This window comes from Natrinema gari JCM 14663, from assembly GCF_000337175.1.
GTDB lineage: Archaea > Halobacteriota > Halobacteria > Halobacteriales > Natrialbaceae > Natrinema > Natrinema gari.
The window spans coordinates 211,694-238,406 of sequence record NZ_AOIJ01000061.1 but is presented as its reverse complement, the minus strand read 5'-3'; the positions used below and the strand labels follow the sequence as shown (position 1 = coordinate 238,406).

Here is a 26,713-nt window from a genome sequence, read left to right as displayed (position 1 = left end):
AGAGATGTGTATAAGAGACAGTCGCAAGCGTTGCGGACGGTTCGACTCGGCTGACGCGGTCTGTGAATTCCATCGTCATTGGTGGGAATCTACGGCGGAACTGGGGTCGGGTAGTTCGTCGACGAGATCGAGCGCACCGTCGACGGCGGTCGCGGCGTTCTCGACGCGCTCGCGCGCTTCGGCGGCGGACATGCCGGGGCCGGTCACGCCGAGGGTGACGGGCGTGTCGCGCTCGAGACTCACGTCGGAGAGTCGCTGTGCGGTGGCGTCGGTGATCACCTGATCGTGATCCGTGTCACCGGTAATGACGGTGCCGATGACGACGACGGCATCGATGTCGTCGAGGCGGGCGAGCCGGTCGGCGGCCAGCGGCGCGTCGTACGCCCCCGGCACGTGGACCGTCTCGTGCACCTCGGCACCCGCGGCGGTAGCCGCCTCGAGCGCCTCCTGCTCCATCTGCTCGGTGATCGGTCGGTTGAATTCCGCGACCACCAGTCCGAGCGTGGTCATAGGCATGCGGTAGGGAGGACAGGTAAAAGAGGTACCGTTCTCGGGTGACCAACACACCCCGTAGCGACACACCGCGGTGCCCGACACGACGCTCGGGTGGCGGAGCCGGACGCTCCGCGATCGGACAGGCAGGCCACCGAACGGGGCACTCGGGGACGGTCGAGGACCGAGTTCCGGGGCGACGGCGGCCGGGCGAACGACGGATGGAGCCGGTTCGAGCCAGCCTCGAGCGGCGGGCCGTTTGGGAATTCTTAAGCGCGGGTATCGACAACCATCACGCGATGACGACGCTACGGACGCCGGGACCGACGATCGGCGTAGTCGGAGGGGGACAGCTCGGGCGGATGCTCGCCGAGGCGGCCGCGCCGTTGGGCGTCGAGGTTGTCGTCCTCGACCCGACGCCGGACTGCCCGGCCGCGCCCGTGGCCCGCGACCAGGTCGTCGCCGGGTTCGACGACGAAGCAGGGATCCGCGAACTCGCCGCGCGCGCCGACGTGCTCACGTTCGAAATCGAACTCGCCGACCAGGACGTGATGGACCGGGTGAGCGAGGACACCGACACGCCGGTACACCCGAAGCCGTCGACCCTCGAGACCATCCATGACAAACTCGTCCAGAAACGCGAACTCGAGGCCGCCGGGGTTCCAGTGCCGCCGTTCCGCGCGGTCGAGGACGCTGACGACATCCGTACTGCGATCGACGACTACGGCGCGCCGGTGATGCTCAAGGCCCGAACCGGCGGCTACGACGGCCGCGGGAACGTCCCCGTCGAGTCGAAAGCCGACGCGGAGGCTGCCCTCGAGTCGGTCGCCGGCCCCGCGATGGTCGAGTCGTTCGTCGACTTCGAGCGCGAGGTCTCGGTCATCGCGGTCAAGGGAGACGACGAGATCACGACCTTCCCGATCGGGGAAAACGTCCACGAAGAGGAGATCCTCCGGGAGACGATCGTCCCCGCCCGCTCGAGCGAGGCCGTCACCGAGCGCGCTCACGCGGTCGCGCGCGACGTGCTCGAGGTGATGGACGGCCGCGGCGTGTACGGGATCGAACTCTTCGAAACGACGGCTGGTGAGGTGCTCCTCAACGAAATCGCGCCGCGTCCGCACAACTCCGGGCACTGGACGATCGAGGGCGCACAAACGTCCCAGTTCGAGCAACACGTTCGTGCTGTCCTCGGCTGGCCACTCGGCTCGACCGTGCTCCGCTCGCCGACAGTGCTGACGAACCTGCTCGGCGATGTAAGTGCAGAGCAGCCCGCACAGTTAGACGGACTCGACGAAATCCTCGAGACGCCCGGCGCGAGCCTCCACTGGTACGGCAAGCGGCAGGTCAGACCCCTCCGAAAGATGGGACACGTGACGCTCTCGGCGGGCAATGCCGACGCGTCGGTCGAGGAATTGCTCGAGAACGCGCGCGATCTCGAGGCCGCCGTCACGTTCCGTTCGTAACGTCCGATCCCGGTCGTCACGCGTTTTCGCCTCGGATACCACCGTTTCAAGTCGCTTCCCCGATGACCACCACCTATGAGCGACAGCGTTACTGACCTGATCGACCGACTCCACGACGAAGCCGAGCAGGACCGTCCGACCGAGGACACGCCGGACGTCGGGATCGTCATGGGAAGCGACTCCGACCTCGAGACGATGCTGACCGGCGGGACGCGCCGCGGCGCGTACGACGCCTTCGTGGACGAACTCGGCTTCGCCGAGCAAACCGAGTACGAGAACCCGCCTGCGAACCGGTTCACGTTCGAGACCTACGTCACGTCAGCCCACCGGACGCCGGACTTAATGACGGCTTACGCCGAAACCGCAGCGGAGCGCGGTCTCGAGGTGATCATCGCCGGGGCCGGCGGGAAGTCCGCGGACCTGCCGAACATGACCGCGTCGATCGCGTACCCGCTGCCGGTGATCGGCGTCCCGGTCCAGGAGAAATCGGTCGACAGCGTCATCGGAATGCCGACCGGCGCGCCGTTAGTCGCCGTCGACGCTGGGAAATCGTTTAACGCGGCGCTGTCGGCCGCACAGATCCTCGCCCGGCAGCACGAGGCCGTTCGTGAGCGGCTGGTCGCCTATCACGAGCGCCTGCGCGAGGGCGTGGGAGACGTCTCTCGAGAACTCCACGACGGCGGAACGGCGGCGTTCGGGGAGCGGGACCGCTAACTGTAGTGCGGTCGCCGGAGATCGACGATCGAGCGCCGACCGGGCAGTCGTCTCGACCGGTTCGTGTCGACGGCAACACCGCCTCGAGCGAGGTGTCTCGGCCGATCTCGACCTCGAATAATGGACTGTTACCGATCCGTTCGTCGCCTGGGCGACGACGGCTAGTATACGGTGATTATTCACGAGAGTCTGCGTTCGCTGAAGTCGCGTCTCGGCCCGTGTTTCCCCGAAAAACAAAGAATCAACCCTTATGTGCGTGCGGTTTGAAGCCTCAGACGTTACGGAGATGAATGATTGGATCGCCATCGGGGCGCTGGCGCTCGTCGGGGTACTGATACCGTTCGGGATGATGACGGTATCGTATCTCCTGCGGCCCACCGTGCCCGAAACGAGCAAACGCGCCACTTACGAGAGCGGCGAGATTCCGACCGGCGGAACGCGCATCCGATTTAATATCCAGTATTACATGGTTGCGCTGCTGTTCGTCGTCTTCGATATCGAGACCGTCCTCCTCTTCCCGTGGGCGGTCGCCTATCAGGATGCGCTCGCGGCGGATATTCCGCTCGTCCGCGCGCTCGGGCCGATGCTGTTGTTCGTCGCCATCCTGCTCGTCGGTCTCGCGTGGGCGTGGCGTACGGGCGCAGTACAGTGGGCACGGACACCTCGCCAGCTGGAAACTGACAGACCATGAGTAGCGAACAACCACGCCAACAGATCTACGACAGCACCGCACCGTCGACGGACACCCGCGACTCGCGGATCGGTGAGGGTGCCGACGACCGCTTCAACTCCAAGCTTCGGGAGGCGTTCGGCTCCACGCCGTTCATTCTCACGAAGTTCGACAAGTTCATGAACTGGGTGCGGGGCAACTCCATGTTCATGCTCCAGTTCGGGATCGCGTGTTGCAGCATCGAGATGATGCACACGTACGCGATCAAACACGACCTGGACCGGTTCGGGGCCGGGGTCCCCCGTGCCTCCCCCCGACAGGCCGACGTGATGATCGTCCCCGGGACGATCGTCTCGAAGTTCGGCCCCCGCATGAAGCGGGTCTACGACCAGATGCCCGAACCCAAGTTCGTCGTCGGCATGGGCTCGTGTACGATCTCCGGCGGCCCCTTCCAGGAGGGGTACAACGTCGTCAAGGGTGCCGAAGAGATCATCCCCATCGACATCCACGTCCCCGGCTGCCCGCCGCGACCGGAGGCGCTCGTCTACGGTATCGCCAAACTCCAAGAGCGTATCCGCAACGGCGAATCGACGCCGGTCGTGGTCAAACCCTACGAACTCGAGGAGTTCGGCGACCTGCCGAAGGACGAACTCGTCCAGAAACTCGCAGACGACATCGACGAGGAGGACCTCGTTATGCGCTACAACTGGGCTGATTCACCATGAGTACGGGACTCGAGCGCGAGCCATCGGTCGAGGTGACGGAGGGCGACCTCGAGGCGTTGATCGGTGATCGCGCGCTCGCGCGTGACGACCATCTGAACGCGCCGGGGTTCGTCATTCGGCCGGATGACGTCCAGGACGTGCTGACGGACCTGCGCGACGAGGCCGGCTTCGACCACCTCGCGAACCTCACCGCACAGCAGTACCCCGACCGCTACGAGTCGATCTACCACCTCCGGAAGTACGCGGACCCGACCCAGGAGGTGTCGATCGTCGTTCCGACGACGACCGACGAGCCGGTCAGCCAGACCGCCGAGCCGGTCTTCCGGACCGCCGACTGGCACGAACGGGAGGCGTTCGACCTCGTCGGCATCGATTACGAGGGCCACCCAGACCCGCGTCGCATCCTCCTGCCCGAGACCTGGCAAGGCCATCCGCTCTCCGAGGGGTACGACCAGGAGAAGCCCCAGCTCGTGACCCTGACCGAACACGCCAACCCGGTCCAGCCGGACCACCACGACGACGAGTCGGATACGATGTTTCTGAACATCGGTCCCCACCACCCGGCGACCCACGGCGTGCTCCACATCGAGACGGTGTTAGACGGCGAGACGGTCGTCGACGTCGACCCCGATATCGGCTATCTGCACCGCTGTGAGGAACAGATGTGCCAGAACGGCACCTATCGCCACCAGATCATGCCCTACCCGGACCGCTGGGACTACGTCTCGGCCGGCCTCCTCAACGAATGGGCCTACGCGCGCACGGCCGAGGACCTCGCGGACATCGACGTGCCGGAGTACGCACAGGTCATCCGGACGATGGGCGCGGAGCTGTGTCGGATCGCCTCCCATATGCTCGCGCTTGCGACCTTCGCGCTGGACGTCTACGGCGACTTCACCGCCATCTTCCAGTACGGCATGCGCGACCGCGAGGTCGTCCAGGACATCCTCGAGGACCTCACCGGCCAGCGGCTCATGTTCAACTACTTCCGGCTGGGCGGGGTCGCCTGGGATCTGCCCGAACCCCGCGAGGAGTTCATCGAAAAGACCCGTGACTTCCTCGACGGCCTCCCCGCCAAGGTCGACGAGTACCACGACCTGCTGACCGCCAACGAGATCTTCCAGATTCGAACCCACGACACGGGAATCCTCGAGCCCGAGGTGGCCAAACAGTACGGCTGTACCGGCCCCGTCGCCCGCGGCTCCGGGATCGACTACGACATCCGACGGGACGACCCCTACGGCTACTACGACAACCTCGAGTGGGACGTCGTGACCGAGGACGGCTGTGACAACTACAGCCGCGTCCTCGTGCGCATGCAGGAAGTCGAGGAATCCGCGAAGATCATCGAGCAGTGTCTCGACCTGCTCGAGGACTGGCCCGAGGACGAGCGCACCGTCCAGAGCAACGTCCCGCGGACGCTCAAACCGGACGCCGACACGGAGATCTACCGCAGCGTCGAGGGCGCGAAGGGCGAACTCGGCATCTACATCCGCGCGGACGGCACCGACAAGCCGGGCCGGTTCAAGATCCGGAGTCCGTGCTTCCACAACCTCTCGGCGCTGCCCGAACTGTCCGAAGGGGAGTACGTGCCGGACCTGATCGCGTCGCTGGGGAGCCTCGATATCGTACTCGGGGAGGTGGACCGGTAGTATGACCGGTGGCCAGATCGCAGGCACGGCCACGTCGCCGTCCGCACTGCCGGCGGTGCCGCTCCAGGAGACCGTCTTGCTCCCCGAACGGCTCGGCGGGCTGACCGGCCTCGACGGGTTCGGCCTCGGCGGCGAACTGCTCGCGACCTTCCTCGCGGCCTTCATCGTCGGCAGCCTGATGCTCGCGATGACCGGCGTCGCGGGGCCGTGGGCCAAACGGAAGATCACCGCCGCGTTCACCGACCGGATCGCCGTGAACCGACTCGGACCGGCAGGGCTCTTCATTATCCTCGCCGACTCGGTGCGGCTCCTCTCGAAAGAGCTCGTCATTCCGGAGAACGCGGATCGGCCGGCGTACGACCTCGCGCCGATCGTCGTCGCGTCGTCGGCGCTGCTCGGGTTCGCCGTCATTCCGATGGGCAGCGGGATTCACCTCGCTGACCCGGAAGTCGGGCTGGCGTACGTCTTCGCCGTCTCGGGGATCGCCAGCCTCGGGTTGGTGATGGCCGGCTACGCGTCGTCGAACAAGTACTCGCTGCTCGGCGGCCTCCGCGCGGTGGCACAGAACATTGCCTACGAGATCCCGCTGGTCATCACCGGGATGTCGATCGTGATCTTCGCCGGCACGCTGCAGATGGGCGAAATCGTCTCGGCACAGGCGAAACCGCTGCTTACGGTCGCAGGGGTTTCGGTTCCGTCGTGGTACGCGCTGGTCAACCCCTTCGCGTTCGTCCTCTTTCTGGTGGCGAACTTCGCGGAGGTCGGCCGCAACCCGTTCGATACGCCCGAGGCACCGACCGAGATCGTCGCGGGCTATCAGACCGAGTACTCCTCGGTCTACTTCGTCCTGATCTACCTCGGGGAGTTCCTCCACATCTTCCTCGGCGGGGCGATCATCGCGACGATCTTCCTCGGCGGCCCGGCCGGGCCCGGACCGGCGGCCCTCGGCATCGTCTGGTTCATCATCAAGATCTGGGCGGTGTTCTTCGCGACGCAGTGGCTGCGTTCGGCGGTTCCCCGCGTCCGGATCGACCAACTGATCGAGATCGGCTGGAAGGGTCTCCTCGTCCTCTCTTTCGCCAATCTCGTCTTGACCGCGGCAATCGTGGGGCTGATAGCATGATCGGGATACTCAAATCGATGGCAACGACGATGAAACACGCACTGGACGGCTCTACCTTCACGGTGGAGTATCCGGAGACCGCACCCGACGTCTCGCCGCGATTCCGCGGCGTCCACAAGTTCAGTCAGGAACGGTGCATCTGGTGTCGCCAGTGCGAGAACGTCTGTCCGAACGACACGATCCAGATCGTGACGAACGATCAGCGACAGGGCGAACAGTACAACCTCCACATCGGACAGTGTATCTACTGTCGACTCTGCGAGGAGGTCTGTCCCGTCGACGCCATCCTGCTCACGGAGAACTTCGAGTTCACCGCGGACACGAAACACGACTTCGTCTACAACAAAGAGCAGCTGAAAGCGGTACCGTGGTACAAGGACATCGACCCGCTCGCCTCCCGCGAACCCGACCGGGACGCGTGGGTCGGAGAGGGCGACGGAGAGGTCGACTATCAGTAACGGGTCCGCCCGTCCCGCAAACGGGCACTACCAACAACCATGAACTACGAGCTGATCGCGTTCGCGCTGTTCGCCGTCGTAACGCTGGCCAGCGCGGTGGGTGTCGTGCTCATGCAGGACCCGTGGCATTCGGCGCTCCTGCTGGGCGTGGCGCTGCTTAGCGTGGCGGTCCACTACGTGATGCTGGCGGCGGAGTTCGTCGCCATGATGCAGGTCCTCGTCTACGTGGGCGGGGTCCTCGTCCTCATCACGTTCGCCGTCATGCTGACCCAGCGCGACGACACCGACACAGACGAGGTGGTACAGGCATGACAACCGGTCCGAAACTCCGACTCGGCAAGACGCTGGTTCCGGGAGTACTCGCTGTCGGACTGTTCGCCGTGATGGCGTTGATCACGCTGAACACAGCGTTCGAGCCGATGACGACCGCCGCGGGGGCTGGCTTCCCCAGCGACGTCTCGATCACGGCCGAACTCGGCTACGCTCTGTTCGGCTTCGACGAACTGCAGACGGTCGGCGGCACGGAACCGTTCCTCGCCGCCGTCTTCCTCGTCGCCGTCGCGCTCGACGCCGCGCTCGACGCCTCGCTCGTCCTCGCGAAACGCGAGGAGGGCGGCGAACCCGTGTCCGCGCTCTCGAGCACCGGTGAGGCCTCGAGCAGCGAGGGGCGGGAGCCGGCCGTCGCCGACGGCGGGAACCGCTCCGATGACAGCTTCCGGACTGAGACGGGAGGTGAGAACCGATGACTGTCGACGTGCAGTACTACGTGCTGCTGTCGATGGCAGTGTTCTGTATCGGGCTGTTCGGGGTACTGACGCGTCGCAACGCACTGTTGTTCCTGATGTCCGTCGAACTCATGCTGAACGCGGCCAACATCAATCTGATCGCGTTCGCGTTCTATCACGGCAACCTCACGGGGCAGTTGTTCGCGCTGTTTACGATGGCGCTCGCTGCCGCAGAGGTGGCCGTCGGACTGGGGATCATCTTGGTGCTGTACCGCAACTTCCGTGACGTCGATGTCACGGTTCCGACGACGATGAGGTGGTAAGATGGCAGCAACAGCAACAGGACTCGGATTCGCACCGGCGATCGCAGTGTTCCCGCTCGTGGCGTTCGTGATCACGCTCGTCTTCGGGAGGCATCTGCCGAAGAAGGGAGCGCTCCCGGGCATCCTCGCCACGGCTGGCTCGCTCGTGATCTCGTTGGTGATGTTCGCGGCCGTCGCGGGCGGTGCCACGTATCACACGATGCTGTACGAGTGGACGTCAGGCGCTGCCACCAGCGAAACCATGGCCGAGGGGATCGAATTCACGTTCGGCATCCTGATCGATCCGCTCTCGGCGCTCATGCTCGTGATCGTTTCGCTGGTCGCCCTGCTCGTTCACGTCTTCAGTCTCGGTTACATGAACGCCGAAGGGGAGACCGGGCTTCGGCGGTACTACGCCGAACTCGGCCTCTTTACCTTCAGCATGCTCGCCTTTGTCTTCGCGGACAACCTGCTGATGGCGTTCATGTTCTTCGAGCTCGTCGGCCTCTGTTCGTACCTGCTGATCGGGTTCTGGTTCCGCACGGAATCGGCCCCCTCGGCCGCCAAGAAGGCGTTCCTGGTCACCCGCTTCGGTGATTACTTCTTCCTGATCGGCGTCGTCGCCATCGCGGCGACGTTCGGGACGGTCGGCTTCGCCGGCGAGGAGTCGTTCGTCACCGCCGCCGAGACGGCGATTGACGACGGGGCGACCCTGTTCGGCTTCGACGCCCAGACCTGGGTGACGATCACCGGACTGCTCGTTCTCGGCGGCGTCCTCGGCAAGTCCGCACAGTTCCCCTTCCACACCTGGCTGCCCGACGCCATGGAGGGCCCGACCACCGTCTCCGCGCTCATTCACGCGGCGACGATGGTCGCGGCCGGGGTCTATCTGGTCGCCCGGATGTTCGGGTACTACGCGCTTTCGCCGACCGCGCTGACGATCATCGCCTTCGTCGGCGGCTTCACCGCCTTGTTCGCCGCGACGATGGCCGTCGTCAAAGACGACATCAAACAGGTGCTGGCGTACTCGACGATCAGCCAGTACGGATACATGATGCTTGGACTCGGCGTCGGCGGCTACGTCGCCGGGGTCTTCCACCTCATGAACCACGCCTTCTTCAAGGCGCTCCTGTTCCTCGGTGCCGGTGCCGTCATCATTCTGATGCACCACGAACAGGACATGTGGGAGATGGGCGGCCTCAAAGACAAAGCGCCCGTCACCTACTACACCTTCCTCGCCGGCGCGCTCGCGCTCGCGGGAATCGTCCCCTTCTCGGGCTTCTGGTCGAAAGACGAGGTGCTGTTCGACGCCCTCGCAGTCGGGTTAGAGCAGCCGGTCATCCTCGCGGCCTACGCGATGGGGCTGCTCGCCGTGTTCTTCACCGGGTTCTACACGTTCCGGATGGTCTTCCTGACCTTCCACGGCGACCCCCGGTCGGAGGCGGCCGAGGACCCACACTCGGTCGGCTGGGCCGTCAAGGTCCCGCTGCTCGCGCTCGGGACGCTCGCGGCCGTCGCCGGCTTCGTGAACCTCGCGCCCGTCGCCGAACTGCTCCACGCCGACATCACCTTCCTCGAGTTCTGGCTGGACGGCGAGTACGGTGCCGTCGACGGGCTGACCTACCACGCGTACCACGAAACGGTTGCCTTCGAGGAGGGCGGTATCGGGTCCGAGACGACGACGATGCTGCTGAGCGCGGGGCTCTCGCTCGGACTCGCACTGGCCGGCGCGTTCACGGCCCACACGCTGTACAACGTGCCCGAACCGTCCCGCCACACGACGAAACTCGGCGGCGCGTACCGCGTCCTGAAGAGTAACTACTACCAGGACGAGTACCAAGTCTGGCTCGCAGAGGGCCTGATGCTGCCGCTGGCTCGAGCGGCCGATCGGTTCGACCAGACGGTCATCGACGGGGTCGTCAACGGGATCTCGACGATCAGCCTGTTCGGCAGCGATCGATTGAAGCGGATACAGACGGGTATCGTGACTAACTACGCGGCGCTGTTGGTGGGCGGGTTCATCGGCTTACTACTCGTCCTCGGCTATCTCGGAGGGTGGTTCGCATGATGATAGAAGCGCTTATCGCTGTCGCACTGATCGGCGCGCTGGTGACGTTCATCGCGCCGAATCGCATCGCGGGCAAGCTCGCGTTCGCCATCAGCCTCGTCCCGGTGGCGCTCAGCCTGTGGCTGTTCGCCGCCTTCGACGGCAGCGGAAACGCCTTACTCGACGGTGAGTTGGCGTTCGAATCGCAGGCAGCGTGGCTCGAGATCGGCGACCACTCGGTCTCGTGGTTCGTCGGCCTCGACGGCATCAGCCTGCCGCTGGTCGTCCTGACGACGATCCTCTGTACGGTCGCGATCGTCAGTTCCTGGACCCCGATCGACGACCGGGAATCCCAGTTCTACGGGCTCATCCTCTTCATCGAGGCGAACCTGATCGGCGTCTTCTCGGCGCTCGATTTCTTCCTCTGGTTCGTCTTCTGGGAGGCGGTCCTGATCCCGATGTACCTGCTGATCGGGATCTGGGGCGGTCCGCGCCGGAAGTACGCCGCGATCAAGTTCTTCGTCTACACGAACGTGGCGTCGCTGGTGATGTTCGGGTCGTTCATCGCGCTCGTCTTCGGGCTCGGCGATTCGGTCACGTCCTTTGCCCTCCCCGAAATCGCGACGGCGATGCGAAACGGGGGGCTCGATGGGCTCTTCGGGCTCAGTGGACCCACCTTGGCATCGGTCGTCTTCATCGGGATGTTCCTCGGGTTCGCGGTGAAGGTCCCGATCGTCCCCTTCCATACGTGGCTGCCGGACGCTCACGTGGAAGCGCCGACGCCGGCCTCCGTGCTGCTGGCGGGCGTCCTGCTGAAGATGGGGACCTATGCGCTGTTGCGGTTCAACTTCACGATGTTCCCCGAGCAGGTCGAGGTCTACGCGATTCCGATCGCCGCGATCGCCGTCATCAGCGTTATCTACGGCGCGATGCTGGCGCTCGCCCAGACCGATCTCAAGCGGATCGTCGCCTACTCGTCGGTCTCGTCGATGGGCTACGTCATCCTCGGACTGGTCGCGTACACCACGTTCGGCGTCGGCGGGGCGACCTTCCAGATGGTCTCCCACGGCCTGATCTCGGGACTGATGTTCATGGCTGTTGGCGTCATCTACAACGCGACGCACACGCGGATGGTCACCGATATGTCGGGGATGGCAGACCGGATGCCGATCGCGGTCGGGATCCTCATCGCCGGTGCGTTCGGCTACATGGGTTTGCCCCTGATGAGTGGGTTCTACGGCGAGTTCACGATCTTCTTCGGGACCTTCGGCTCCGAGTTGCTCAGCTACTCGCCGCTGTTTACCTCGCTGGCGATGTTCGGCATCGTCATCGTCGCGGGCTACCTGCTCTTTGCGCTCCAGCGGACGGTGTTCGGGCCGTATCGACTCGAAACTGACTACGAGGTGGGCCGCGCACCCGTCCACGACGTCGCGTCGATGGGCGTCCTGCTTGGACTCATCATCCTGCTCGGTGTGGCCCCCGACCTGATCTTCGACATGATAACCGACGCAATCGATCCGATCATCGGAGGTGGTCTCTGATGGCGGTTCTCGAACTTCCCGACTGGATGGCACTCGCCCCGGCGCTGATCCTGGCGGGGACGGCGCTCGTCCTGTTCCTGATAGACAGCATCGAGCCCCACTCGACGAACCGCACGCTGCTGTCCGGTACCGCCGTCGCCGGCTCGCTGTCGTCGCTGGCCGTCGCCGTCTGGTTCACCGTCGCCGGTGTCGGCGCGAAGGGAATCGAAAACTACGGCGTGATCGACATCATGAACGGCCAGTTCGTCGTCGACCAACTGGCGCTGTACTTCATGATCATCATCGCGGTCGTCACGGCCCTCGTCACGGTCGCGAGCTACGACTACCTGCAGGACCACACCTACCAGGCCGAGTACTACTCGCTGGTCGTCCTCGCAGCGACCGGGATGTCGATGATAGCCGCCTCGAACAGCCTCGTGACGATCTTCATCGCCCTCGAGCTAACGAGCCTGCCGTCGTACGCGCTGGTCGCGATCCTGAAGGATAACCGCGGCAGCGTCGAGGCAGGACTGAAGTACTTCCTGATCGGGGCGCTGTCGTCGGCGATCTTCGTCTACGGCGTCTCACTGGTCTACGGTGCAACTGGCTCGCTGCAACTCACGCGTATCGCCGCGGTTCTCGAGAGCGGCGACGCTGCCGTCGGCGACATGGGCGGGCTCCTCGGACTCGGGATTCTCATGTTGATCGGGGGGATCGCGTTCAAGACCGCGAGCGTTCCCTTCCACTTCTGGGCCCCCGAGGCCTACGAGGGCGCGCCCGCACCGATCTCGGCGTTTCTCTCCTCGGCCTCGAAGGCCGCCGGCTTCGTGCTCGCGTTCCGTGTGTTCACGACCGCGTTCCCGCTCGAGGCGACGACCGGCATCATCGGCGTCGACTGGACGCTGGTGTTTGCCATCCTCGCGATCGTCACGATGACGCTCGGGAACTTCGCGGCAGCGACCCAGGAGAACGTCAAGCGGATGCTCGCCTACTCCTCAATCGGCCACGCCGGCTACGTGTTGATCGGGCTCGCGGCCCTCTCGGCCGACGGCGGGGACCTCGTCATGGGCGCGGCCATGATGCACCTGCTGGTCTACGGCTTCATGAACACGGGCGCGTTCCTGTTCGTCGGGCTGGCCGAACACTGGGGTGTCGGGCGGACCTTCGAGGACTACAACGGCCTCGCCGAACGAGCGCCCTTCGCCTGTGGGGCGATGGCGGTCTTCATGTTCAGCCTCGCGGGCGTGCCACCGTTCAGTGGCTTCTGGAGCAAGTACCTCCTCTATACCGAACTCATCAACGCGGCGGCGGACAACACGGTCTTGCTCGTCCTCGCGGCCGCGCTGGTGATCAACAGCGCGCTCTCGCTGTACTACTACTCACGGCTGGTCAAGTCGCTCTGGATCGAGGAGCCGCTTCTCGATCGCGACCGCCTCGCCCAGCCAACCGGCCTCTACGCGGCGATCATCGCCGCGGCCGTCATGACCGTCGTCCTCCTACCGGCGTTCGGTCCCGTCGCCGACGCCGCGCTCGAGGCGGCCGCCGCGGTCGTCGCCTGACGACGACCCGGTAGCTTTTACCCGTCGCGGTCGCAAGCGGCGATACATGGTTTTTCGGCTCGTGCTCGGCTTCGGGACCGTCTGTCGACAGGTCACCGAACGACTGTCCGGGCGCGACGGTGACCGACTCCTCGTCATTACTGCCGACGAGAGCGTCGTCGAGACACTGCGTGACGAAAGCGTGCCGGCCCGCAGTGCCGATCCGGCCGACCCCGCCGCCATCGCGAACGTCGAACCGCCGGACGTGATCTTCGTCGGCAGCGACCGCACCGACGTCAACCGGGCCGCACTTCGGGGTGCGCGGGATCGCTTCCCCGACGCGTCGATCGTGGCGTATCTGGGCGGGAACGCGACGGCAGCGGACCGCGACCGGTTCGACGAACTGGCGGACGGCGTCGTCGATCCAACGACCGCACTCGCGGATCGCGTCCTCGACGAGACGGCCAGTCCGTCGGCCGAAGCCGCCATCGAACTCCGGGAGCAACTCGCGAGTATCGACGGCCGGCTGGCGGTCATCGCCCACGACAACCCCGATCCGGACGCGCTCGCGAGCGCCGTCGCACTCGTCGCGCTCGCGGAGTCGGTCGGCGTCGACGCCGACGCCTGTTACTTCGGCGAGATTTCCCATCAGGAAAACCGGGCGATGGTCAACCTTCTCGAGTTGAACCTGCGGAACATGGCCGCCGACGACTCGATCGCGGAGTATTCGGCGTTCGCGCTGGTCGATCACTCTCGGCCCGGCGTCAACGACCAGCTTCCGGGCGACCTCCACACTGACATCGTCATCGATCACCACCCGCCTCGCGGCCCCGTTCCCGGCGAGTTCGTCGACCTCCGACAGGGTGCGGGCGCGACCAGCACCATCCTGACCGAGTACCTCGAGCGGTTCGATATCGAGATCGATGCCGCGACGGCGACGGCGCTGCTGTACGGGATTCGAGTCGATACGAACGACTTCACTCGGGAGGTGTCTCCGGCCGACTTCCGGGCCGCATCGGTGCTGTGGCCCCGGGTCGATACGTCGCTCCTGCGTCGAATCGAACAACCCTCCCTGGAAGGCGAGACCCTCGAGACGATCGCCCGAGCGATCAAGAACCGCATCCAGCGCGATTCGGTCGCCGTCGCCAGCGTGGGACGGATCGGCGACCGGGACGCGTTGCCCCAGGCCGCCGATCAGTTACTCGCGATGGACGGCGTCGACACGACGCTCGTCTTCGGCTTCGCCGATGAGATGGCCTTCCTGTCGGCTCGATCGCGGGCGGCGGACGTCGACTTGGGCGAGACGCTTCGGGACGCGTTCGACCGGATCGGCAGCGCCGGCGGCCACGCCGACATGGCCGGCGCACAACTCGAGATCGGCATTCTGGGCAGCGCCGACGACGAGGCGGAGATCGAGTCCATCGTCAGCGTCGTCGAGGAAGTGATCACGAACCGATTTCTCGAGGCGATCGAGACGCAGCCGGGGGTTCCGGTCGGGGCCTACACGCAGACCAGCGAGTGGCTGTTCACTCAACGCGGCGAGTCGGAAGACGGCGAGTCGGTCTGACGCGATAGTCGCGAGCCGATCGCCAGCGTGTCTCGCGACGAACGCGGACGCGTTCGCGCCGGCAGCGGGTGGTCCGGACTCGCTCGGGCACCGTTGCGATGCGTCAGGGTGCCGGTGGACTTACGATTCCGAAGCGAAAACGTGTCAATGGAGCCATGTCCACAGCGGTCGATCCCGAGCGGAGAACGTGGCTAGGCGCGGGCGTACACGGTATTGGGCTGTTTTTCTCAGTCCTCGGAGTGGGACTCGTATACCTCGTCTCGAGTACCGATTTCGATAGACGGAACGCGAAAAACGCCTTGAATTGGCACATTCCGTTCTTCATCGCGTGGAACGCGAGCGCGGTCGTTGTCTTCATCGGCGTCGGTCTCGAGTCCGTCGGAACGGTCGGGGCGGTGGTTTCTCGACTCGTGATACTGCTCGGATTGTTCGGACTACTGCTGCTCGGTATCGCCAATCTCGTCGTCTGCCTCGTGGCGACGGGGAAAGCGTTCAACGGAGAATCGTGGGAGTATCCCATCGTCCCCGAACTCGTGTGAGATGCTGTGTTGAATAGCGATCTCCTCAGTCGATATCACCGCGTTAGAAGCGTGAAGCCGAGTCTTGTCCGGATGTCGCCCTCCTCGAGTTCGTCAAGCAGTATTGTCACTTAGCGAAACAACCACCTCATTCGACTCAGCTAACCACGGGCCGCGATCGCAGCACGTGCTATCGAATCCCGTGCCCACGACCGTGGTTCATCACCGAAAGTAGCCGTGAACAACGCGCTCATCCGCGCAAAAGGCCACCTCCAGCCGCTGAGGCCGAGACTTCGGATTCGACAACGAAGCACTCTCTCGGCCGGTAGCGGGGGTCCGTGAACGTGTCCTGACGTTCGCCTCCCCTTCGTTTCGGACCGCCGTCAGCGTGAAACGAGACGAACTGCACAGCGACACTGCAGTCGTCATCGACCGCGGCCGTGACGGCGAGCCAGCGGCACCCTTTTAGGACGCAGTCGCATCGATGGCGACGTGGGACGCTATCAGCCGGGGACACACGACTCGTTCATCAAGTGTGAGACGCCCCGATGCGGGGCGAACAACGCGCCGGAAGGGACAGCGGAGTACGACACCGAGTGCTGGCGATGCGGTGACTCCCTCGGTGGGAAACCCGCTGTCGGCGACGAGGTCACCGTCGACATCGTCGACCGACAGTCCGACGGCACGCTCGTCTGTAAGACCGAAAGCGGCTTCGTCCTCTTTCTCGAGGCGGATATCGCAGCGATCGAGGCCACGGTTCGCGTGACCGCCGTCGAGGGGACCCATGGGGAAGCGGATCTCGTCGAAACCGGAGCGTAAGCTCACCCGTGGAGAACCGGTCGCTCATCGGCCGACTCGAGTCTGTCGACTGACGGCCGGGAGTTAGAACAGGCCTCTGAGGAGTACCAGGGCGACCCCGGAGAGGATGATGAAGCTGAGGAAGCCGACGAAGATCAGTCCCGCCTGCCGTCCGGTGAGCGATTCGCCGTCGAGGAATTCGTCGTCCATAGGCGGTGATCGTAACTCGGTCGCTTAAACGTGATGGTCCGTTTAGGGAGACGGTCGTAACGAGCCGACGCTCGCGGGAGACGGCGGCACCCGCGTCTCGAGGTCGGTGTCGCCGGCGGCTTCGAGCGTGCGGACGGGTCCCCCGTCACCGCGATCTGGTCGTCATCGGGCGTGAGCCCATCGGAGTCGGGAGCGGCGGTGTCCCAGTCGGCAGTCGCTCGAGTGCGACCCGGAGAGCGGGCACGAGAAATCGGTCCCGATCGTCGGACACGGAGCAGTGAGTTATTCGTTGAGATGGCCGCGATAGCCCTTGGGTTCGAACCCGCGCCGGCAGATCACGCGCTTGCGGCCGACGGTGATCGCGCTGATCTGGTCGTCGGCTTCCATGCGGTCGATGACGTCCTCGAGGCGCTCCGATGACCAGCCGGTTTCCTCGCGGACGGTCGATTGGTCGACGCGGCCGCCGCGTTTGACGAGCAGTCTGAGAACCTTGTCCTCGTCTGGGAGGTCGCGTTCGTCGACGCCGTACTCGATTTCTTCGGCGTAGCTTAACGTTTCGTCCTCGGATTCCTCGCTCGATTCCTCCGTGGGCGTCGCGGACTCGTCCGATTGTGAATCGTCGCTCGACCCGCTCCAGAGAGACGACAGACGAGCCCAGAGTGTCTTGAATACCATCTATGGATCACGCTCCGTTGGGACGGCCACAACTTGAACGCCCACCTACCTTGATGTTATGTTTTGTACGGGTCATGAGTGATTTCCGTCGAGTACGGTGTGACTATCGTGACGGCCCCGTCGTCGAATAGCGACCCCCTTGCGACCCGCAAGTCAGTTATCACTTTCGGCGACCGACAGGCTCGCCGACGAACCCGACTCGAGCGACCGATGGCACTCTCGGACGGGCGAGACTCCGGTAATCACGGGAGTGGACGCCTCACGACGCGAACGGTGCAACGGCCCGTGAGCCGTCGACAGCGGGAGCGATCTCCCCTAGAGCCACTGCTCCCCGTCATCGGTCGGTCCGACGGCGTCGTGGTAGGCGTCAGCGAGCGCGTCGAGGGCCTCGTGGTGGTTCGTCGTGTGAGGGGCGGTCAGCGGCGAGACGCTGATGCGACCCTCAACGACGGCGCGGCGATCCGTGCCGTCGGGATCGGGGAGCGAGTCGGGGTCCATGTCGTCCCAGACGCGGTCGTGAAGCTGGACGTGGGCTCCGTCGCGTTCGGCGTCCATCTCGTAGCGCTTCGAGGGGCGCGTGATCTCGATCGGCGCGGGATCGCCGTCGGGCAGCGGCACGTTGATGTTGAGATAGGCCGCGTGATCGAAGACACCCGCCTCGAGTGCGTTTTCGGCGAAATACGAGGTGACGCGCGCGGCTTCGGCGTACTCCTCGGCGGTTACGTCGACCTCCCTGAAGGGAGTGTCGTCGACGGGGACGTACAGCGACGTGGCGATCGCGGGCACGTCGAAGAACGCAGCCTCGACGGCTGCGCTGATGGTACCCGACCGGCCGAGAACGTACTCTCCGAGGTTCGCGCCCTTGTTACAGCCCGCGACGACTAGATCGGGGTACGGCCCGAGTTCGGCGAGGCCGGCGACGACGCAGTCGGCGGGCGTTCCATGGACTGCATACCCCAGCCCGCGCTCGTCGACCTCGACTTCGTGGGAGAGCGACCGACCGCAGGCGCTCCGGTCGTCGGCCGGAGCGACGACGGTCACGTTGGCGTGCTCGGAAAGGGCGTCGTACAGGGCCCTGATACCGGTGCTATCGATCCCGTCGTCGTTGGTCAACAGGATCTCGCAGTCGTCGCTCATGTCACCCCGGTTGGCCGGCGGCGCGAAAAGCCCACCGCTTCCGGGCGCGACTCAGGCGATCCGGTCGACGATGGTCTCCTCGTCGACGACCAGGTTGTACGCACCTTCGTCGTCGTTCCAGAGCGCGAGGACGCCCTCGAACGAGCAGACATCGCCGTAGTCGGCCTCGAGCAGCGGCCGGTTGAGCGCCGTCTCCGTCGTGACGACGGCGTAGTGGTCGGTGTCCTCGCTGCCGTCGCTGATCTTGAATAGGGGGTTCGACCGCCCGCTCCCGCGACCGCCGTTCCCGTTGCCGTCGCTCAGCGATCGACTGAGTTTCGCCGCGACGAGATCGATCCGCTCAGTGACGTGGCGTTCCATCTCGGCCATCTGCGCCCACTCGCTGGTCTCGAGGCGCATGTCGATCCGCCGCCGGCCGTCGAGTCGTAGGTGCGCGTAGGAAAACTGCACGTCGACGTTGACGAACTCGCCGGGCGCGTGATCGTCGCCGTCCGGCGTCGCCTCGTCGAGGCGGCGCTGGAACGCCGGGACCTCGAGTTCGGGGCGGACATCGAACGACCACCCGCGATCCGAGGGCCGTTCGCCGGGCCAGAGCCGTACCGTGGGCCCGTAGACGGTGACTTCGCCGCGGCGGTACGTCTCCGCGTTCCCGCCGCTCTCGGCGTCGAACGCCATGGCCGTCCGCTCCCAGAGCCGTTCGTCCTCGAGGTCGCGTGTCACCTCGCGCAGGCCCACGCTGGTGTTCTTGTCCGCGGGTGCCATCGCGAGGAACGTCCCCGTCGGCGTGAGCGTTTCGAGGGCCGACCGCGCGACGGCGACGGGGTCCTCGAGTTCGCTTAAGACGTTACAGGCGAGGATCAGATCGAAGCCGTCGTCGGGCGCGGTGGGATCGAACCCGTCGCCGCTGCCGGCCTCGCTCGGATCGAACGCCTCCGCGGTCGTCCGGTGGATCGTCGGGTGGACGTTCCGTCCCGTTTCGGCGAGCAACTCCTCGAGGACATCCGCGGCGGCGCTGGGCTCGACTGCGTGGTACTCGAGCAGGGCGTCGGCGGGCAGATAGTCACAGAGCCCGAGTGCGGGGCCGCCGACGCCCGCACCGAGATCGAGGACGCGGAGGGTTCGATCGAGCAGGCCGCGGTCCGCGAGGTCGTCGAGCGCGTACTGGATCGCCGCGTAGTAGCCCGGCAGGTGGTAGATCGCGTAGCCGGCCGCGACGTCGTCGTCGTAGTCGACCGACCGGCCGTCGAGGTAGTCGGCCTTGAAACGGCGGATCGTCGACCGGAGCAGGTCCCCGGACGCGCCGGTTTCCCAGTCGGGACCGTACCGCTCGACGAGCAGGTCCTCGAGTCGGCGCTCGTACTCGGCGGGGAGGCGTTCGACCGGTCCCCGACGTGGCCGCACCGGCTCGTCGCCGACGGGGACGAACGTGCCGTCGTCCCGTTCGATCAGCCCGAGGGCGGCGGCCTCCTCGCGGAGGTGTTGTCGGACGACCGCGGGATGCGGGTTCCCCGTCACGTACTCGCAGATCTCGTCGGGGTCGATCGGCCGGACGTTACGCAGGTACTTCGCGTTCGATCGAATGGATTCGCGTTGGTCGCTCACTCGGTGTCACCCCCGGTATCGTGTCGCCCATCGTCGCGTCGCTCTTGCCAGCCCGCCGTCGCCTCTCGGTACAGCGACTCGAGGTCGTCTGTGTCGGCGGCCGCGATCGCCGCGGCCGCGTCGGCGACCGCGTCCGCACCGTCGAACGTCGCCTGAATGTCGGCGTAGACCCGTGGCGTGCCACCGGTCACCCGTTCGACGAGTCGTCGCAACCCCTCGTAGATCGGGGTTTCGAACCCCGGCGGAACCGACTCCGCGGCCAGCGCAAAGGAGAGAACCGCGGCGTGGGCCGCCGCCTGAACCGACTCCATGGCCGCGTCGTGTTCCGCGGCAGTCGTCTCGAACACTGCGTTCCCACGCGACTCGAGGGCCGCGTGGAGGGCGTCGGTCACGGGGCCCGATCGATCGCGAACGACGGCGATCGACCCGGGTGCCCGCTCGGGCGCGAAAAGCGGATGCAGGCTCATGCGTTCCAGATCGGGTGCGTGACGTGCCATCGCCTCGACTGCGGGTTCCATGACGCCCGACACGTCGATGATCGCCCGCTCGGCCCGCCCGGCCTGCTCCCCGATCGCGTCGGCAACGTGGGTCAGCGGCACCGCGAGGCAGACGACATCGTACGTCGTTTCGCTCTCGAGAGCGGCGACGTCACCGCCGACCGCATCGGCCGCGGCCGCCGCCGCGTCCGGATCGAGATCGGCGAACGAGATCGGAGCGTCGACGGCCTCCCCGAACCATGTCCCCATCGACCCCGCGCCGACGATCAATACGTCCATCGACCGCTCCTACCTGCCGACGTTGCAAAAGCCGTTCGATCGACCGACTCGAGTGAGTCGCCGATCGCGGGCCGGCGGTCGAGCGGCGGCGACTGTCTGCCAGAATATACAAGTCAATGCCACTGAGAAAGGGTGTATGAACGTCGCCCAGTTGGTACCAGTGCTGCTCGCAACTGGGGCTGTACTCGTCGTCCTGACGACGTATCCGTACCTGGCGACCGCGATTGCCTATCGGGACCGCGATAACGGCCTCTCGTATATCGTCTTCCTGATGGGCGTCGCGGTCTGGAATGGCCTGTTCGCCGCACAGGTGATCGACCCGCGCCCGATCGTGAAAGGGTTCTTCTTCAGCATCGCGACGCTGGGTGCGATACTGGCCGGGGTCGGCTGGTTGCTGTTCGCCAGTACGGCGAGTAGCACGCCGCTGTTGCCCTATCGAGGGGTGGTCTATCGGCTCGTGGCACTGCTGGCCGGTCTCGAGATTACGCTCGCGATCACCAACCCGGCACACGCGCTGTACTGGGAGATCGCAGGCGGCTCGGCCGATATCCTGGGATTTACCGTCATCGAACCCAACGTCGGCTACTGGCTGCATACGGCGTTCCTCGTCGCCCTGTTTGGAACAGGGACGATTCTCTTCGGCCGCGCGTGGCGACGCGGGACCGACATCCGGTACACGCGCAGTTACGCCATGGTCGGGGCCGCGACGACCGTGGCGATCGTCGGTAGCAACGTCTTCGTCGCCGGGACGGCCTCGGTCGCACCGCTGGTCGCCGGCTCCCTCACGACGATCGGCTGGGTGCAAGCCCAACAGAAACGGTATCTCCGACTGCCGCGCCCGTACCGATGGATCGGGGACCTGCTCCAGTGACCGCACGCACCGATCGGCCGCCAAAATTCGTGGGCTCGCCCCACGACGTTTCATAGCTCGAGCCCCAACCATCCCCTATGGTACGAGTCGGCATCGTTGGTGCGGGGGCGGCCGCCGCGGCCGCGACCGCGGCCCTCGATGACGCCGCGACCGAGACGGAGATAACGGTACTCGAGAAATCCCGCGGCCTCTGCGGCCGAGCCGCGACGAGACGGCGGGATGGCATCGTCTACGACTACGGCGCGAATTACGTGAAAAACGGCGACGAGCGGGTCGTCGACCTACTGACCGAGACCCTGGATACCGAGGGGCTGGTCGACATCGCGGCACCGGTCTGGACCTTCGATAGCGACGGGACCGTCTCCGAGGGGGACGACCGCGGCGGACGGAAGTGGACCTACCGGCAGGGGCTGACCCAGATCGCAAAGCGGCTGTTCGCACGGACCGACGCGACCGTCGAACGGGAGACGCGCGTCGAGACGCTGATCAGAGCCGACGAGGGCGATGGCGGGAACGATGCCGGCGACTGGTACCTAGCGGACGCCGACGGCGGTCGCTGGGGACCCTTCGATGTCGTCCTCCTGAACCCGCCGGCACCCCAGACCGTCGACCTGCTTCGCTCGGCCGAGTGGGACGCCGACGTGCGCGACCGCCTCGCGGCGGCCATCGACGACGTTCCCTTCCGGACGATCTGGACCGGCGTCTTCCACTACCCGTTCGAACTCGACCGGCCCTACTACGCGCTCGTCAATACGGACAAAGAACACGACATCGGCTGGATCGGCCGCGAGGAGTGCAAACCCGGCCACGTCCCCGACGGCGAGTCGCTGCTGATCGTCCAGGCGAACCACGAGTGGTCGGTCGACCACTACGACGAGCCCCACGAACGGAACCGCAAGCGGCTCGCGGCGCTGGCCGCCGACCTGCTCGGCGACGAACGGGTGCAGGAACCGGACTGGACCGATCACCAGGGGTGGCGGTACGCCTTACCCGAGGACGGCGTCGACCGCGATTCCCTCCAACTGGCCGAGGCCGAGGGGCTGTACTGTCTCGGCGACTGGGTTGCCGGCGACGCCAGACTCCACGCGGCGCTCCGAAACGGCCTCGAGGTGGCCGATCGGATCGTGGACCGCACTGCGGCCGGCGCTACACCGCCGACGTGACGGCGTCGATCACCGCGGTCTCGACGAAGACGACCACGTGGTCGCCGTCCTCGACGACCGTCTCGCCGCGAGGCGTGATCAGCCTCCCCGCACGGCCGATCGCCCCAACGACGACCCCGTCCGGAAGGTCGGCCATCGCGTCCTGAATCCGCCGCTCGAAGAGCACGCTCCCGTCGTCGACCTCGATCTCGAGGACTTCGGCGCGATCGGACTCGAGCATCGCGACGTTTTCCGTCCGCTGCTCGCGGGTGAACCGGGTGATCTCCTCGGAGGTGACGAGTCGGGGATTGACGCCGACATCCATCCCGACCGTCTCGAAGAGGTCGACGTACTCGCCGGACTCGACGAGTCCAATAGTTCGTTCGACCCCGATCCGCTTTGCCAACAGGGAGACGAGTAGGTTCTTCTCGTCGTTCTCGAGGGCGGCAACGACGATGTCGGACTCGTCGACGTGTTCCCGGACGAGGAAATCGATGTCGGTCGCGTCGCTCCGGAGGACCATCGTTCCCGGGAGTTGCTCGGCCAGTTCCCGCGCCCGCCCGGGGTCCCGTTCGACCAGTCGCGGCTCGAGCCCGTCGGCTTCGAAGAGTCGGGCCGTCTGATAGCCGATCGCGGTCCCGCCGACGATGACGATCTCGTTTGCGTCCTCGAGTGTCGGCTCGGGCGTCAGCGAGCCCGCGAAGGCGCGGACGCTCTCCCGTGACCCGATGACGACGACGGCATCCCCCGCCTTGATGACCGTGTCTCCCCGTGGAATGACGATATCGTCGTCGCGCAGCAACCCGGCGAAGGTCAACGACTCGAACCGATCGGCTTCGGACACCGTCTCGCCGGCGATGGGGCTGGCCGATTCGATTTCGAACTCGGCCATCTGGACGAGATCGCCGGCGAAGGTTTCGACGTCGTGTGCGCCGGGTAAGCCGGCGATTCGGACGATCGTCTCAGCGGTTTGCAAGTCCGAACAGACCATGAAATCGATGCCGAACGCACCCTGTGATTGCTCCCAGGTACGCAGCAGGTTCGTCTTCTTGACGCGGGCGATCGTGAACGGCTCACCGACGGCCTTTACCGCCCCGCAGATGACGATGTTGGTCTCGTCGACGTCGGTGCTCGCGATCACCAGATCCGCGTCCGCGATGCCAGCCTCCCGCAACGTCTCGATCGAGGTGCCATCGCCCCGAATCGCCAACACGTCGTAGGCGTACGTGATCGCGCCGACACGATCGGGGTCCGTATCGATGACGACCACGTTGTGGTCGTCGTCGAGGCTCGCGGCGATGTTCGATCCGACTTCCCCCGCACCGACGACGATCACGCGCATCGGTCCCTCACCTGCGGTGCGCGCTGTCTCGAGTCGGACCGGAGTCCGCTCATATCCGCAGTCTCGGTCGCGAGCAGTAAGTGAGTTCGGCCTGATTCGGGACGCAGATCGTGATCGCGATCTCCGGAGCGCTCAACACGGGGACGGGACGTCCCCCGCCGGACAGCCGTGAGCGAAACGCCCGTGAGCAGAAAAGCGGTGAGCGATCCGTGAGCGAACGTGAGGCGGCAAAGGGTCGGTCACGGCATCTCGTGGACCGTCAATTCCACGTCTCGCTGGCGGCCCTCGATGTCGGCAACCAGCCGCTTGACGACCGTGCGAGCCTCGCCGAGCAGTTTGGGCTGGACTTTCTCGACGACCCAGTCCAGCGAGACGAACCGCGGGAGCGAGATGGCGTTCGTGTCGGCCGAATGCGGGTCGTACATCGCCTCGAAGTAGATCCGGCTCGCCGTCTCCGCGTCCGGCGGCGCGGACTCCGGCTCCGGGTCGACGCGCCACTCGCCGCGGGCGTCGATGTCCTTGATCAACCGCCACGTGAGCGATCTGGGGGCGGACACGTCGGTCACCCGCGACCGGGCGGTGTAGCTGAGCTTCCACCACGCCAACTCGAGGTCGTAGACGGAGCCGGCGTCGCCGTTGCCCTCGACTCGAACCTCCTTCAGGTGGTCCGTGTACCGCGGGTAGTCAGTAAAGGACCGGACGTACGGGAAGACCTCCTCGGGCGACCGGTGGGCGAGCGTACTGAGGAGAATTCTATCCACACCGGCCGTACGACGGGTTCGAAAGTAAGGATTGCCATACTTTCGCTCGGAGTCGACCGGCGTCGCTCCGTCACCGACCGCGCTCGATCGCGAGCGACGACTGCCCCGCCGGTCACGACCGCGACACTGCATCGGAGGGGACTCGCTACAGGTAGTCGCCGGCCAGGAGGTCGACGCGCTCCCTGGTCGCCTCGGGGATCGATTCCGGCGGCGTGTTGATCGTCCCCTCGAGCGCGTTCCAGGCTTCGCTCTCGAAGTCGTCGGGCATCGTTCGGATGGCGCGCTCGACGACCGCGTTGATCGCGTCCCGGTTGGCCGCCGCGTTTTCGAGGACCTCGTCCAGCGTGACTTCGCTGTCCGCCTTCCAGACATCGTAGTCGGTGACGCCGGCGACGGTGGCGTAGCTCAGTTCGGCCTCGCGGGCGAGTTTCGCCTCGGGAACCGCGGTCATACCGACGATGTCCCAGCCCTGCTCGCGGTAGAACTCGCTTTCGGCTCGCGTGGAGTACTGCGGGCCTTCGATGCAGACGTAGGTACCGTCCTCCTGGACGGGCGTGTCGTCGGTTGCCTCGCGGGCCGATTCAGCGAGGTGGGCCGCCATCTCGGGACAGTAGGGATCGGCAAAGCCCATGTGGACAACCATGCCGTCGCCGAAGAAGGTGGGCGTGCGGTGTTTGGTTCGGTCGAAGATCTGGTCGGGAACGACCAGCGACCGCGGCGGCAGGTCCTCACGCAGGCTCCCGACAGCGTTCGTGGCGATGACGCGGTCGACGCCGACCGATTTGAGCGCGTAGATGTTCGCCCGGTAGGAGGCGTCGGTCGGGGGATGCTGGTGGTCCTCGCCATGGCGTGGGAGGAAGGCGACGTCCCGCCCGCCGAGTTCGCCGAGGGTGACCGCCTCGCTCGGCTCACCGTACGGCGTCGAAACCGCCGTTTTCCGGGTGTTCTCGAGTGGCAGTGCCTCGTAGATACCGCTCCCGCCGATAACGCCGATCGTCATGTACTGGTCTCGTCGGACCAGCGTCCTAAACGGTCTGGTTCCGCTCTCCGGACCGCTGTGACCGCTCGCGTTCAGCGGGCGGCGAAGAGCGACGAGGACACCGAGACCGCGTGCGAACCGCCGAGGTTAGCAATTGCGTTCGATCGCCACTCGCAACCGCTCCGCGAGATCGGCTTCGGTACCGGCTCGCAGCGAGAGGCGCTCGTGGCGCTCGTCGGCATCGAACTGTTCCGCAAGCAGGCCGCCGCGGCGGTCGACCTCGAGCAGTAGCTCGAAGCCGTCGTCCGCCGGGAGGGGGACGATCTCCAGTTCGTCGAGGTCGCCCGCGAAGGGGCCCGATCGGGGGACGAACTCGAACTCCTGGACGAAGCGGTGATCGGCGAACAGCGATTCCGTCGCCTCGCACTGTGCCGTCCGGAGCACGAAGCCGAGCGAGTCGACGGCATCGAACAACGCCCGGCGGAGCGGATCGGGCTCGATCTCGAGGGCGTCGCGGTCGTCCGGGTCGACCGCCCAGTCGATGTCGAGGCCGGTATCGAGCCAGACGCTCGTCGTCCCCATCGTGACGGGCGTGTGGACCGGAACGTCGATCGACACGGTTCGGGTCCGCTCCTCGTCGGGGTCGATGGTAAACGAGTCGCCCACGCGGATCGTCTCGATCTTCGCCGTTCTCGTGCTCTCGTCTGTCTCGTACCGCGTCGCGAGCGCGAAGTAGATGTCGTCGATCTCCTGTGTGTCGTTGCCGCCGGTGATGTCGACGCGCGCGTCGACCGATTCGCCCGCCGTGAGCGTCGTCGGCAAGACCGTATCGACCGTCGCGGCACCGATACCGAGGCTGGATAGCACGCCTTTCATACGACGGGGTGTCACAACCGTCGCATATAT

28 protein-coding genes are annotated in these 26,713 nt (G+C 65.7%); 18 read left to right on the top strand and 10 right to left on the bottom strand.

Annotated elements, in window-relative coordinates:
- Positions 1 to 75: 75 nt before the first annotated feature.
- Positions 76 to 510 (bottom strand): 6,7-dimethyl-8-ribityllumazine synthase, encoded by a 435-nt coding sequence (ribH, locus tag C486_RS15350; protein ID WP_008457675.1) that lies wholly within the window; start codon positions 508 to 510, stop codon positions 76 to 78.
- 281 nt (positions 511 to 791) lie between these two features.
- Between ribH and C486_RS15345 the strand changes: the two genes are divergently transcribed.
- The 16 genes from C486_RS15345 to C486_RS15270 all read left to right on the top strand — a co-directional run bounded on the left by C486_RS15345 (position 792) and on the right by C486_RS15270 (position 16,333).
- Positions 792 to 1,955 (top strand): 5-(carboxyamino)imidazole ribonucleotide synthase, encoded by a 1,164-nt coding sequence (locus C486_RS15345; protein ID WP_049910613.1) that lies wholly within the window; start codon positions 792 to 794, stop codon positions 1,953 to 1,955.
- A 75-nt stretch (positions 1,956 to 2,030) separates the two neighbouring features.
- On the top strand, positions 2,031 to 2,669 hold the full coding sequence (locus C486_RS15340) for an AIR carboxylase family protein (protein ID WP_008457671.1): 639 nt from the start codon (positions 2,031 to 2,033) through the stop codon (positions 2,667 to 2,669).
- 286 nt (positions 2,670 to 2,955) lie between these two features.
- Positions 2,956 to 3,360, top strand: coding sequence for an NADH-quinone oxidoreductase subunit A (locus tag C486_RS15335; protein ID WP_008457669.1), 405 nt, complete (start codon positions 2,956 to 2,958; stop codon positions 3,358 to 3,360).
- Positions 3,357 to 4,064, top strand: a complete 708-nt coding sequence (locus tag C486_RS15330; RefSeq protein WP_007108027.1) for an NADH-quinone oxidoreductase subunit B — start codon at positions 3,357 to 3,359, stop codon at positions 4,062 to 4,064. Before C486_RS15335 ends, C486_RS15330 begins: the two co-directional genes overlap by 4 nt.
- Positions 4,061 to 5,716: an NADH-quinone oxidoreductase subunit D gene (locus C486_RS15325; protein ID WP_008457666.1), complete on the top strand. Its 1,656-nt coding sequence runs from the start codon at positions 4,061 to 4,063 to the stop codon at positions 5,714 to 5,716. The genes C486_RS15330 and C486_RS15325 overlap by 4 nt, the downstream gene beginning before the upstream one ends.
- A 1-nt stretch (position 5,717) precedes the next feature.
- A complete protein-coding gene (locus C486_RS15320; RefSeq protein ID WP_008457663.1) occupies positions 5,718 to 6,839 on the top strand; it encodes a complex I subunit 1/NuoH family protein in 1,122 nt (373 codons plus the stop codon).
- On the top strand, positions 6,836 to 7,297 hold the full coding sequence (locus C486_RS15315) for a NuoI/complex I 23 kDa subunit family protein (RefSeq protein WP_006185423.1): 462 nt from the start codon (positions 6,836 to 6,838) through the stop codon (positions 7,295 to 7,297). The genes C486_RS15320 and C486_RS15315 overlap by 4 nt, the downstream gene beginning before the upstream one ends.
- 39 nt (positions 7,298 to 7,336) lie before the next feature.
- On the top strand, positions 7,337 to 7,609 hold the full coding sequence (locus C486_RS15310) for an NADH-quinone oxidoreductase subunit J (protein WP_008457661.1): 273 nt from the start codon (positions 7,337 to 7,339) through the stop codon (positions 7,607 to 7,609).
- Complete coding sequence (locus C486_RS15305; protein WP_008457659.1) at positions 7,606 to 8,043, top strand: hypothetical protein; 438 nt, start codon at positions 7,606 to 7,608, stop codon at positions 8,041 to 8,043. Before C486_RS15310 ends, C486_RS15305 begins: the two co-directional genes overlap by 4 nt.
- A complete protein-coding gene (nuoK, locus tag C486_RS15300) occupies positions 8,040 to 8,345 on the top strand; it encodes an NADH-quinone oxidoreductase subunit NuoK (protein ID WP_006181260.1) in 306 nt (101 codons plus the stop codon). The genes C486_RS15305 and nuoK overlap by 4 nt, the downstream gene beginning before the upstream one ends.
- Before the next feature lies 1 nt (position 8,346).
- Positions 8,347 to 10,392, top strand: coding sequence for an NADH-quinone oxidoreductase subunit L (gene nuoL, locus C486_RS15295; protein ID WP_008457653.1), 2,046 nt, complete (start codon positions 8,347 to 8,349; stop codon positions 10,390 to 10,392).
- Positions 10,389 to 11,912, top strand: coding sequence for a complex I subunit 4 family protein (locus tag C486_RS15290; RefSeq protein ID WP_008457651.1), 1,524 nt, complete (start codon positions 10,389 to 10,391; stop codon positions 11,910 to 11,912). Before nuoL ends, C486_RS15290 begins: the two co-directional genes overlap by 4 nt.
- Complete coding sequence (locus C486_RS15285) at positions 11,912 to 13,450, top strand: NADH-quinone oxidoreductase subunit N (protein ID WP_008457650.1); 1,539 nt, start codon at positions 11,912 to 11,914, stop codon at positions 13,448 to 13,450. The genes C486_RS15290 and C486_RS15285 overlap by 1 nt, the downstream gene beginning before the upstream one ends.
- A gap of 46 nt (positions 13,451 to 13,496) precedes the next feature.
- Positions 13,497 to 14,996, top strand: coding sequence for a DHH family phosphoesterase (locus C486_RS15280; protein ID WP_008457648.1), 1,500 nt, complete (start codon positions 13,497 to 13,499; stop codon positions 14,994 to 14,996).
- A 155-nt stretch (positions 14,997 to 15,151) separates the two neighbouring features.
- Complete coding sequence (locus C486_RS15275; protein WP_008457645.1) at positions 15,152 to 15,535, top strand: DUF4870 domain-containing protein; 384 nt, start codon at positions 15,152 to 15,154, stop codon at positions 15,533 to 15,535.
- Between the two features lie 471 nt (positions 15,536 to 16,006).
- Positions 16,007 to 16,333, top strand: a complete 327-nt coding sequence (locus tag C486_RS15270) for a TRAM domain-containing protein (protein ID WP_008457643.1) — start codon at positions 16,007 to 16,009, stop codon at positions 16,331 to 16,333.
- Between the two features lie 63 nt (positions 16,334 to 16,396).
- Here C486_RS15270 and C486_RS22595 read toward each other — a convergent pair whose 3' ends face one another.
- From C486_RS22595 to C486_RS15250, 5 genes are all read right to left on the bottom strand, one after another.
- Positions 16,397 to 16,522 carry a hypothetical protein gene (locus C486_RS22595; protein ID WP_008457641.1) on the bottom strand — a complete coding sequence of 42 codons (126 nt, stop codon included), beginning with the start codon at positions 16,520 to 16,522 and terminating at the stop codon, positions 16,397 to 16,399.
- A gap of 282 nt (positions 16,523 to 16,804) precedes the next feature.
- Complete coding sequence (locus tag C486_RS15265) at positions 16,805 to 17,197, bottom strand: helix-turn-helix transcriptional regulator (RefSeq protein ID WP_008457639.1); 393 nt, start codon at positions 17,195 to 17,197, stop codon at positions 16,805 to 16,807.
- A gap of 315 nt (positions 17,198 to 17,512) precedes the next feature.
- Positions 17,513 to 18,334: a 5'/3'-nucleotidase SurE gene (gene surE / locus C486_RS15260; RefSeq protein ID WP_008457637.1), complete on the bottom strand. Its 822-nt coding sequence runs from the start codon at positions 18,332 to 18,334 to the stop codon at positions 17,513 to 17,515.
- A 51-nt stretch (positions 18,335 to 18,385) separates the two neighbouring features.
- Positions 18,386 to 19,936: a small ribosomal subunit Rsm22 family protein gene (locus C486_RS15255; RefSeq protein ID WP_008457635.1), complete on the bottom strand. Its 1,551-nt coding sequence runs from the start codon at positions 19,934 to 19,936 to the stop codon at positions 18,386 to 18,388.
- The gene (locus C486_RS15250) at positions 19,933 to 20,712 is read right to left on the bottom strand and encodes a prephenate dehydrogenase/arogenate dehydrogenase family protein (protein WP_008457634.1); all 780 of its coding nucleotides are present in this window, start codon (positions 20,710 to 20,712) and stop codon (positions 19,933 to 19,935) included. The genes C486_RS15255 and C486_RS15250 overlap by 4 nt, the downstream gene beginning before the upstream one ends.
- Positions 20,713 to 20,848: 136 nt before the next feature.
- Between C486_RS15250 and C486_RS15245 the strand changes: the two genes are divergently transcribed.
- Positions 20,849 to 21,583, top strand: a complete 735-nt coding sequence (locus C486_RS15245) for a histidine kinase N-terminal 7TM domain-containing protein (protein WP_008457631.1) — start codon at positions 20,849 to 20,851, stop codon at positions 21,581 to 21,583.
- 77 nt (positions 21,584 to 21,660) lie between these two features.
- A complete protein-coding gene (locus tag C486_RS15240; RefSeq protein WP_008457629.1) occupies positions 21,661 to 22,746 on the top strand; it encodes an NAD(P)/FAD-dependent oxidoreductase in 1,086 nt (361 codons plus the stop codon).
- On the opposite strand, the gene trkA is transcribed toward C486_RS15240, so the two are convergent.
- The 4 genes from trkA to C486_RS15220 form a co-directional block, all read right to left on the bottom strand.
- The gene (gene trkA / locus C486_RS15235) at positions 22,730 to 24,067 is read right to left on the bottom strand and encodes a Trk system potassium transporter TrkA (protein ID WP_008457628.1); all 1,338 of its coding nucleotides are present in this window, start codon (positions 24,065 to 24,067) and stop codon (positions 22,730 to 22,732) included. The two genes, C486_RS15240 and trkA, sit on opposite strands and share 17 nt — an antisense overlap.
- 239 nt (positions 24,068 to 24,306) lie before the next feature.
- On the bottom strand, positions 24,307 to 24,828 hold the full coding sequence (locus C486_RS15230) for an SRPBCC family protein (RefSeq protein ID WP_008457626.1): 522 nt from the start codon (positions 24,826 to 24,828) through the stop codon (positions 24,307 to 24,309).
- A gap of 145 nt (positions 24,829 to 24,973) precedes the next feature.
- Positions 24,974 to 25,828 carry an S-methyl-5'-thioadenosine phosphorylase gene (gene mtnP / locus C486_RS15225; RefSeq protein ID WP_008457624.1) on the bottom strand — a complete coding sequence of 285 codons (855 nt, stop codon included), beginning with the start codon at positions 25,826 to 25,828 and terminating at the stop codon, positions 24,974 to 24,976.
- Positions 25,829 to 25,954: 126 nt separating this feature from the next.
- Positions 25,955 to 26,683, bottom strand: coding sequence for a sporulation protein (locus C486_RS15220; protein WP_008457622.1), 729 nt, complete (start codon positions 26,681 to 26,683; stop codon positions 25,955 to 25,957).
- Positions 26,684 to 26,713: the final 30 nt, after the last annotated feature.

Coding starts and splice junctions, on each gene's coding strand:
- C486_RS15290 (WP_008457651.1), top strand. CDS start 10,389: ATGATGATAGAAGCGCTTATCGCTGTCGCACTGATCGGCGCGCTGGTG.
- C486_RS15250 (WP_008457634.1), bottom strand. CDS start 20,712: ATGGACGTATTGATCGTCGGCGCGGGGTCGATGGGGACATGGTTCGGG.
- C486_RS15330 (WP_007108027.1), top strand. CDS start 3,357: ATGAGTAGCGAACAACCACGCCAACAGATCTACGACAGCACCGCACCG.
- C486_RS15325 (WP_008457666.1), top strand. CDS start 4,061: ATGAGTACGGGACTCGAGCGCGAGCCATCGGTCGAGGTGACGGAGGGC.
- C486_RS15265 (WP_008457639.1), bottom strand. CDS start 17,197: ATGGTATTCAAGACACTCTGGGCTCGTCTGTCGTCTCTCTGGAGCGGG.
- C486_RS15340 (WP_008457671.1), top strand. CDS start 2,031: ATGAGCGACAGCGTTACTGACCTGATCGACCGACTCCACGACGAAGCC.
- C486_RS15310 (WP_008457661.1), top strand. CDS start 7,337: ATGAACTACGAGCTGATCGCGTTCGCGCTGTTCGCCGTCGTAACGCTG.
- trkA (WP_008457628.1), bottom strand. CDS start 24,067: ATGCGCGTGATCGTCGTCGGTGCGGGGGAAGTCGGATCGAACATCGCC.
- C486_RS15320 (WP_008457663.1), top strand. CDS start 5,718: ATGACCGGTGGCCAGATCGCAGGCACGGCCACGTCGCCGTCCGCACTG.
- C486_RS15275 (WP_008457645.1), top strand. CDS start 15,152: ATGTCCACAGCGGTCGATCCCGAGCGGAGAACGTGGCTAGGCGCGGGC.
- surE (WP_008457637.1), bottom strand. CDS start 18,334: ATGAGCGACGACTGCGAGATCCTGTTGACCAACGACGACGGGATCGAT.
- C486_RS22595 (WP_008457641.1), bottom strand. CDS start 16,522: ATGGACGACGAATTCCTCGACGGCGAATCGCTCACCGGACGGCAGGCG.
- C486_RS15285 (WP_008457650.1), top strand. CDS start 11,912: ATGGCGGTTCTCGAACTTCCCGACTGGATGGCACTCGCCCCGGCGCTG.
- C486_RS15345 (WP_049910613.1), top strand. CDS start 792: ATGACGACGCTACGGACGCCGGGACCGACGATCGGCGTAGTCGGAGGG.
- mtnP (WP_008457624.1), bottom strand. CDS start 25,828: ATGACGATCGGCGTTATCGGCGGGAGCGGTATCTACGAGGCACTGCCA.
- C486_RS15305 (WP_008457659.1), top strand. CDS start 7,606: ATGACAACCGGTCCGAAACTCCGACTCGGCAAGACGCTGGTTCCGGGA.
- C486_RS15315 (WP_006185423.1), top strand. CDS start 6,836: ATGATCGGGATACTCAAATCGATGGCAACGACGATGAAACACGCACTG.
- C486_RS15245 (WP_008457631.1), top strand. CDS start 20,849: ATGAACGTCGCCCAGTTGGTACCAGTGCTGCTCGCAACTGGGGCTGTA.
- C486_RS15335 (WP_008457669.1), top strand. CDS start 2,956: ATGAATGATTGGATCGCCATCGGGGCGCTGGCGCTCGTCGGGGTACTG.
- C486_RS15220 (WP_008457622.1), bottom strand. CDS start 26,683: ATGAAAGGCGTGCTATCCAGCCTCGGTATCGGTGCCGCGACGGTCGAT.
- nuoK (WP_006181260.1), top strand. CDS start 8,040: ATGACTGTCGACGTGCAGTACTACGTGCTGCTGTCGATGGCAGTGTTC.
- nuoL (WP_008457653.1), top strand. CDS start 8,347: ATGGCAGCAACAGCAACAGGACTCGGATTCGCACCGGCGATCGCAGTG.
- ribH (WP_008457675.1), bottom strand. CDS start 510: ATGACCACGCTCGGACTGGTGGTCGCGGAATTCAACCGACCGATCACC.
- C486_RS15240 (WP_008457629.1), top strand. CDS start 21,661: ATGGTACGAGTCGGCATCGTTGGTGCGGGGGCGGCCGCCGCGGCCGCG.
- C486_RS15280 (WP_008457648.1), top strand. CDS start 13,497: ATGGTTTTTCGGCTCGTGCTCGGCTTCGGGACCGTCTGTCGACAGGTC.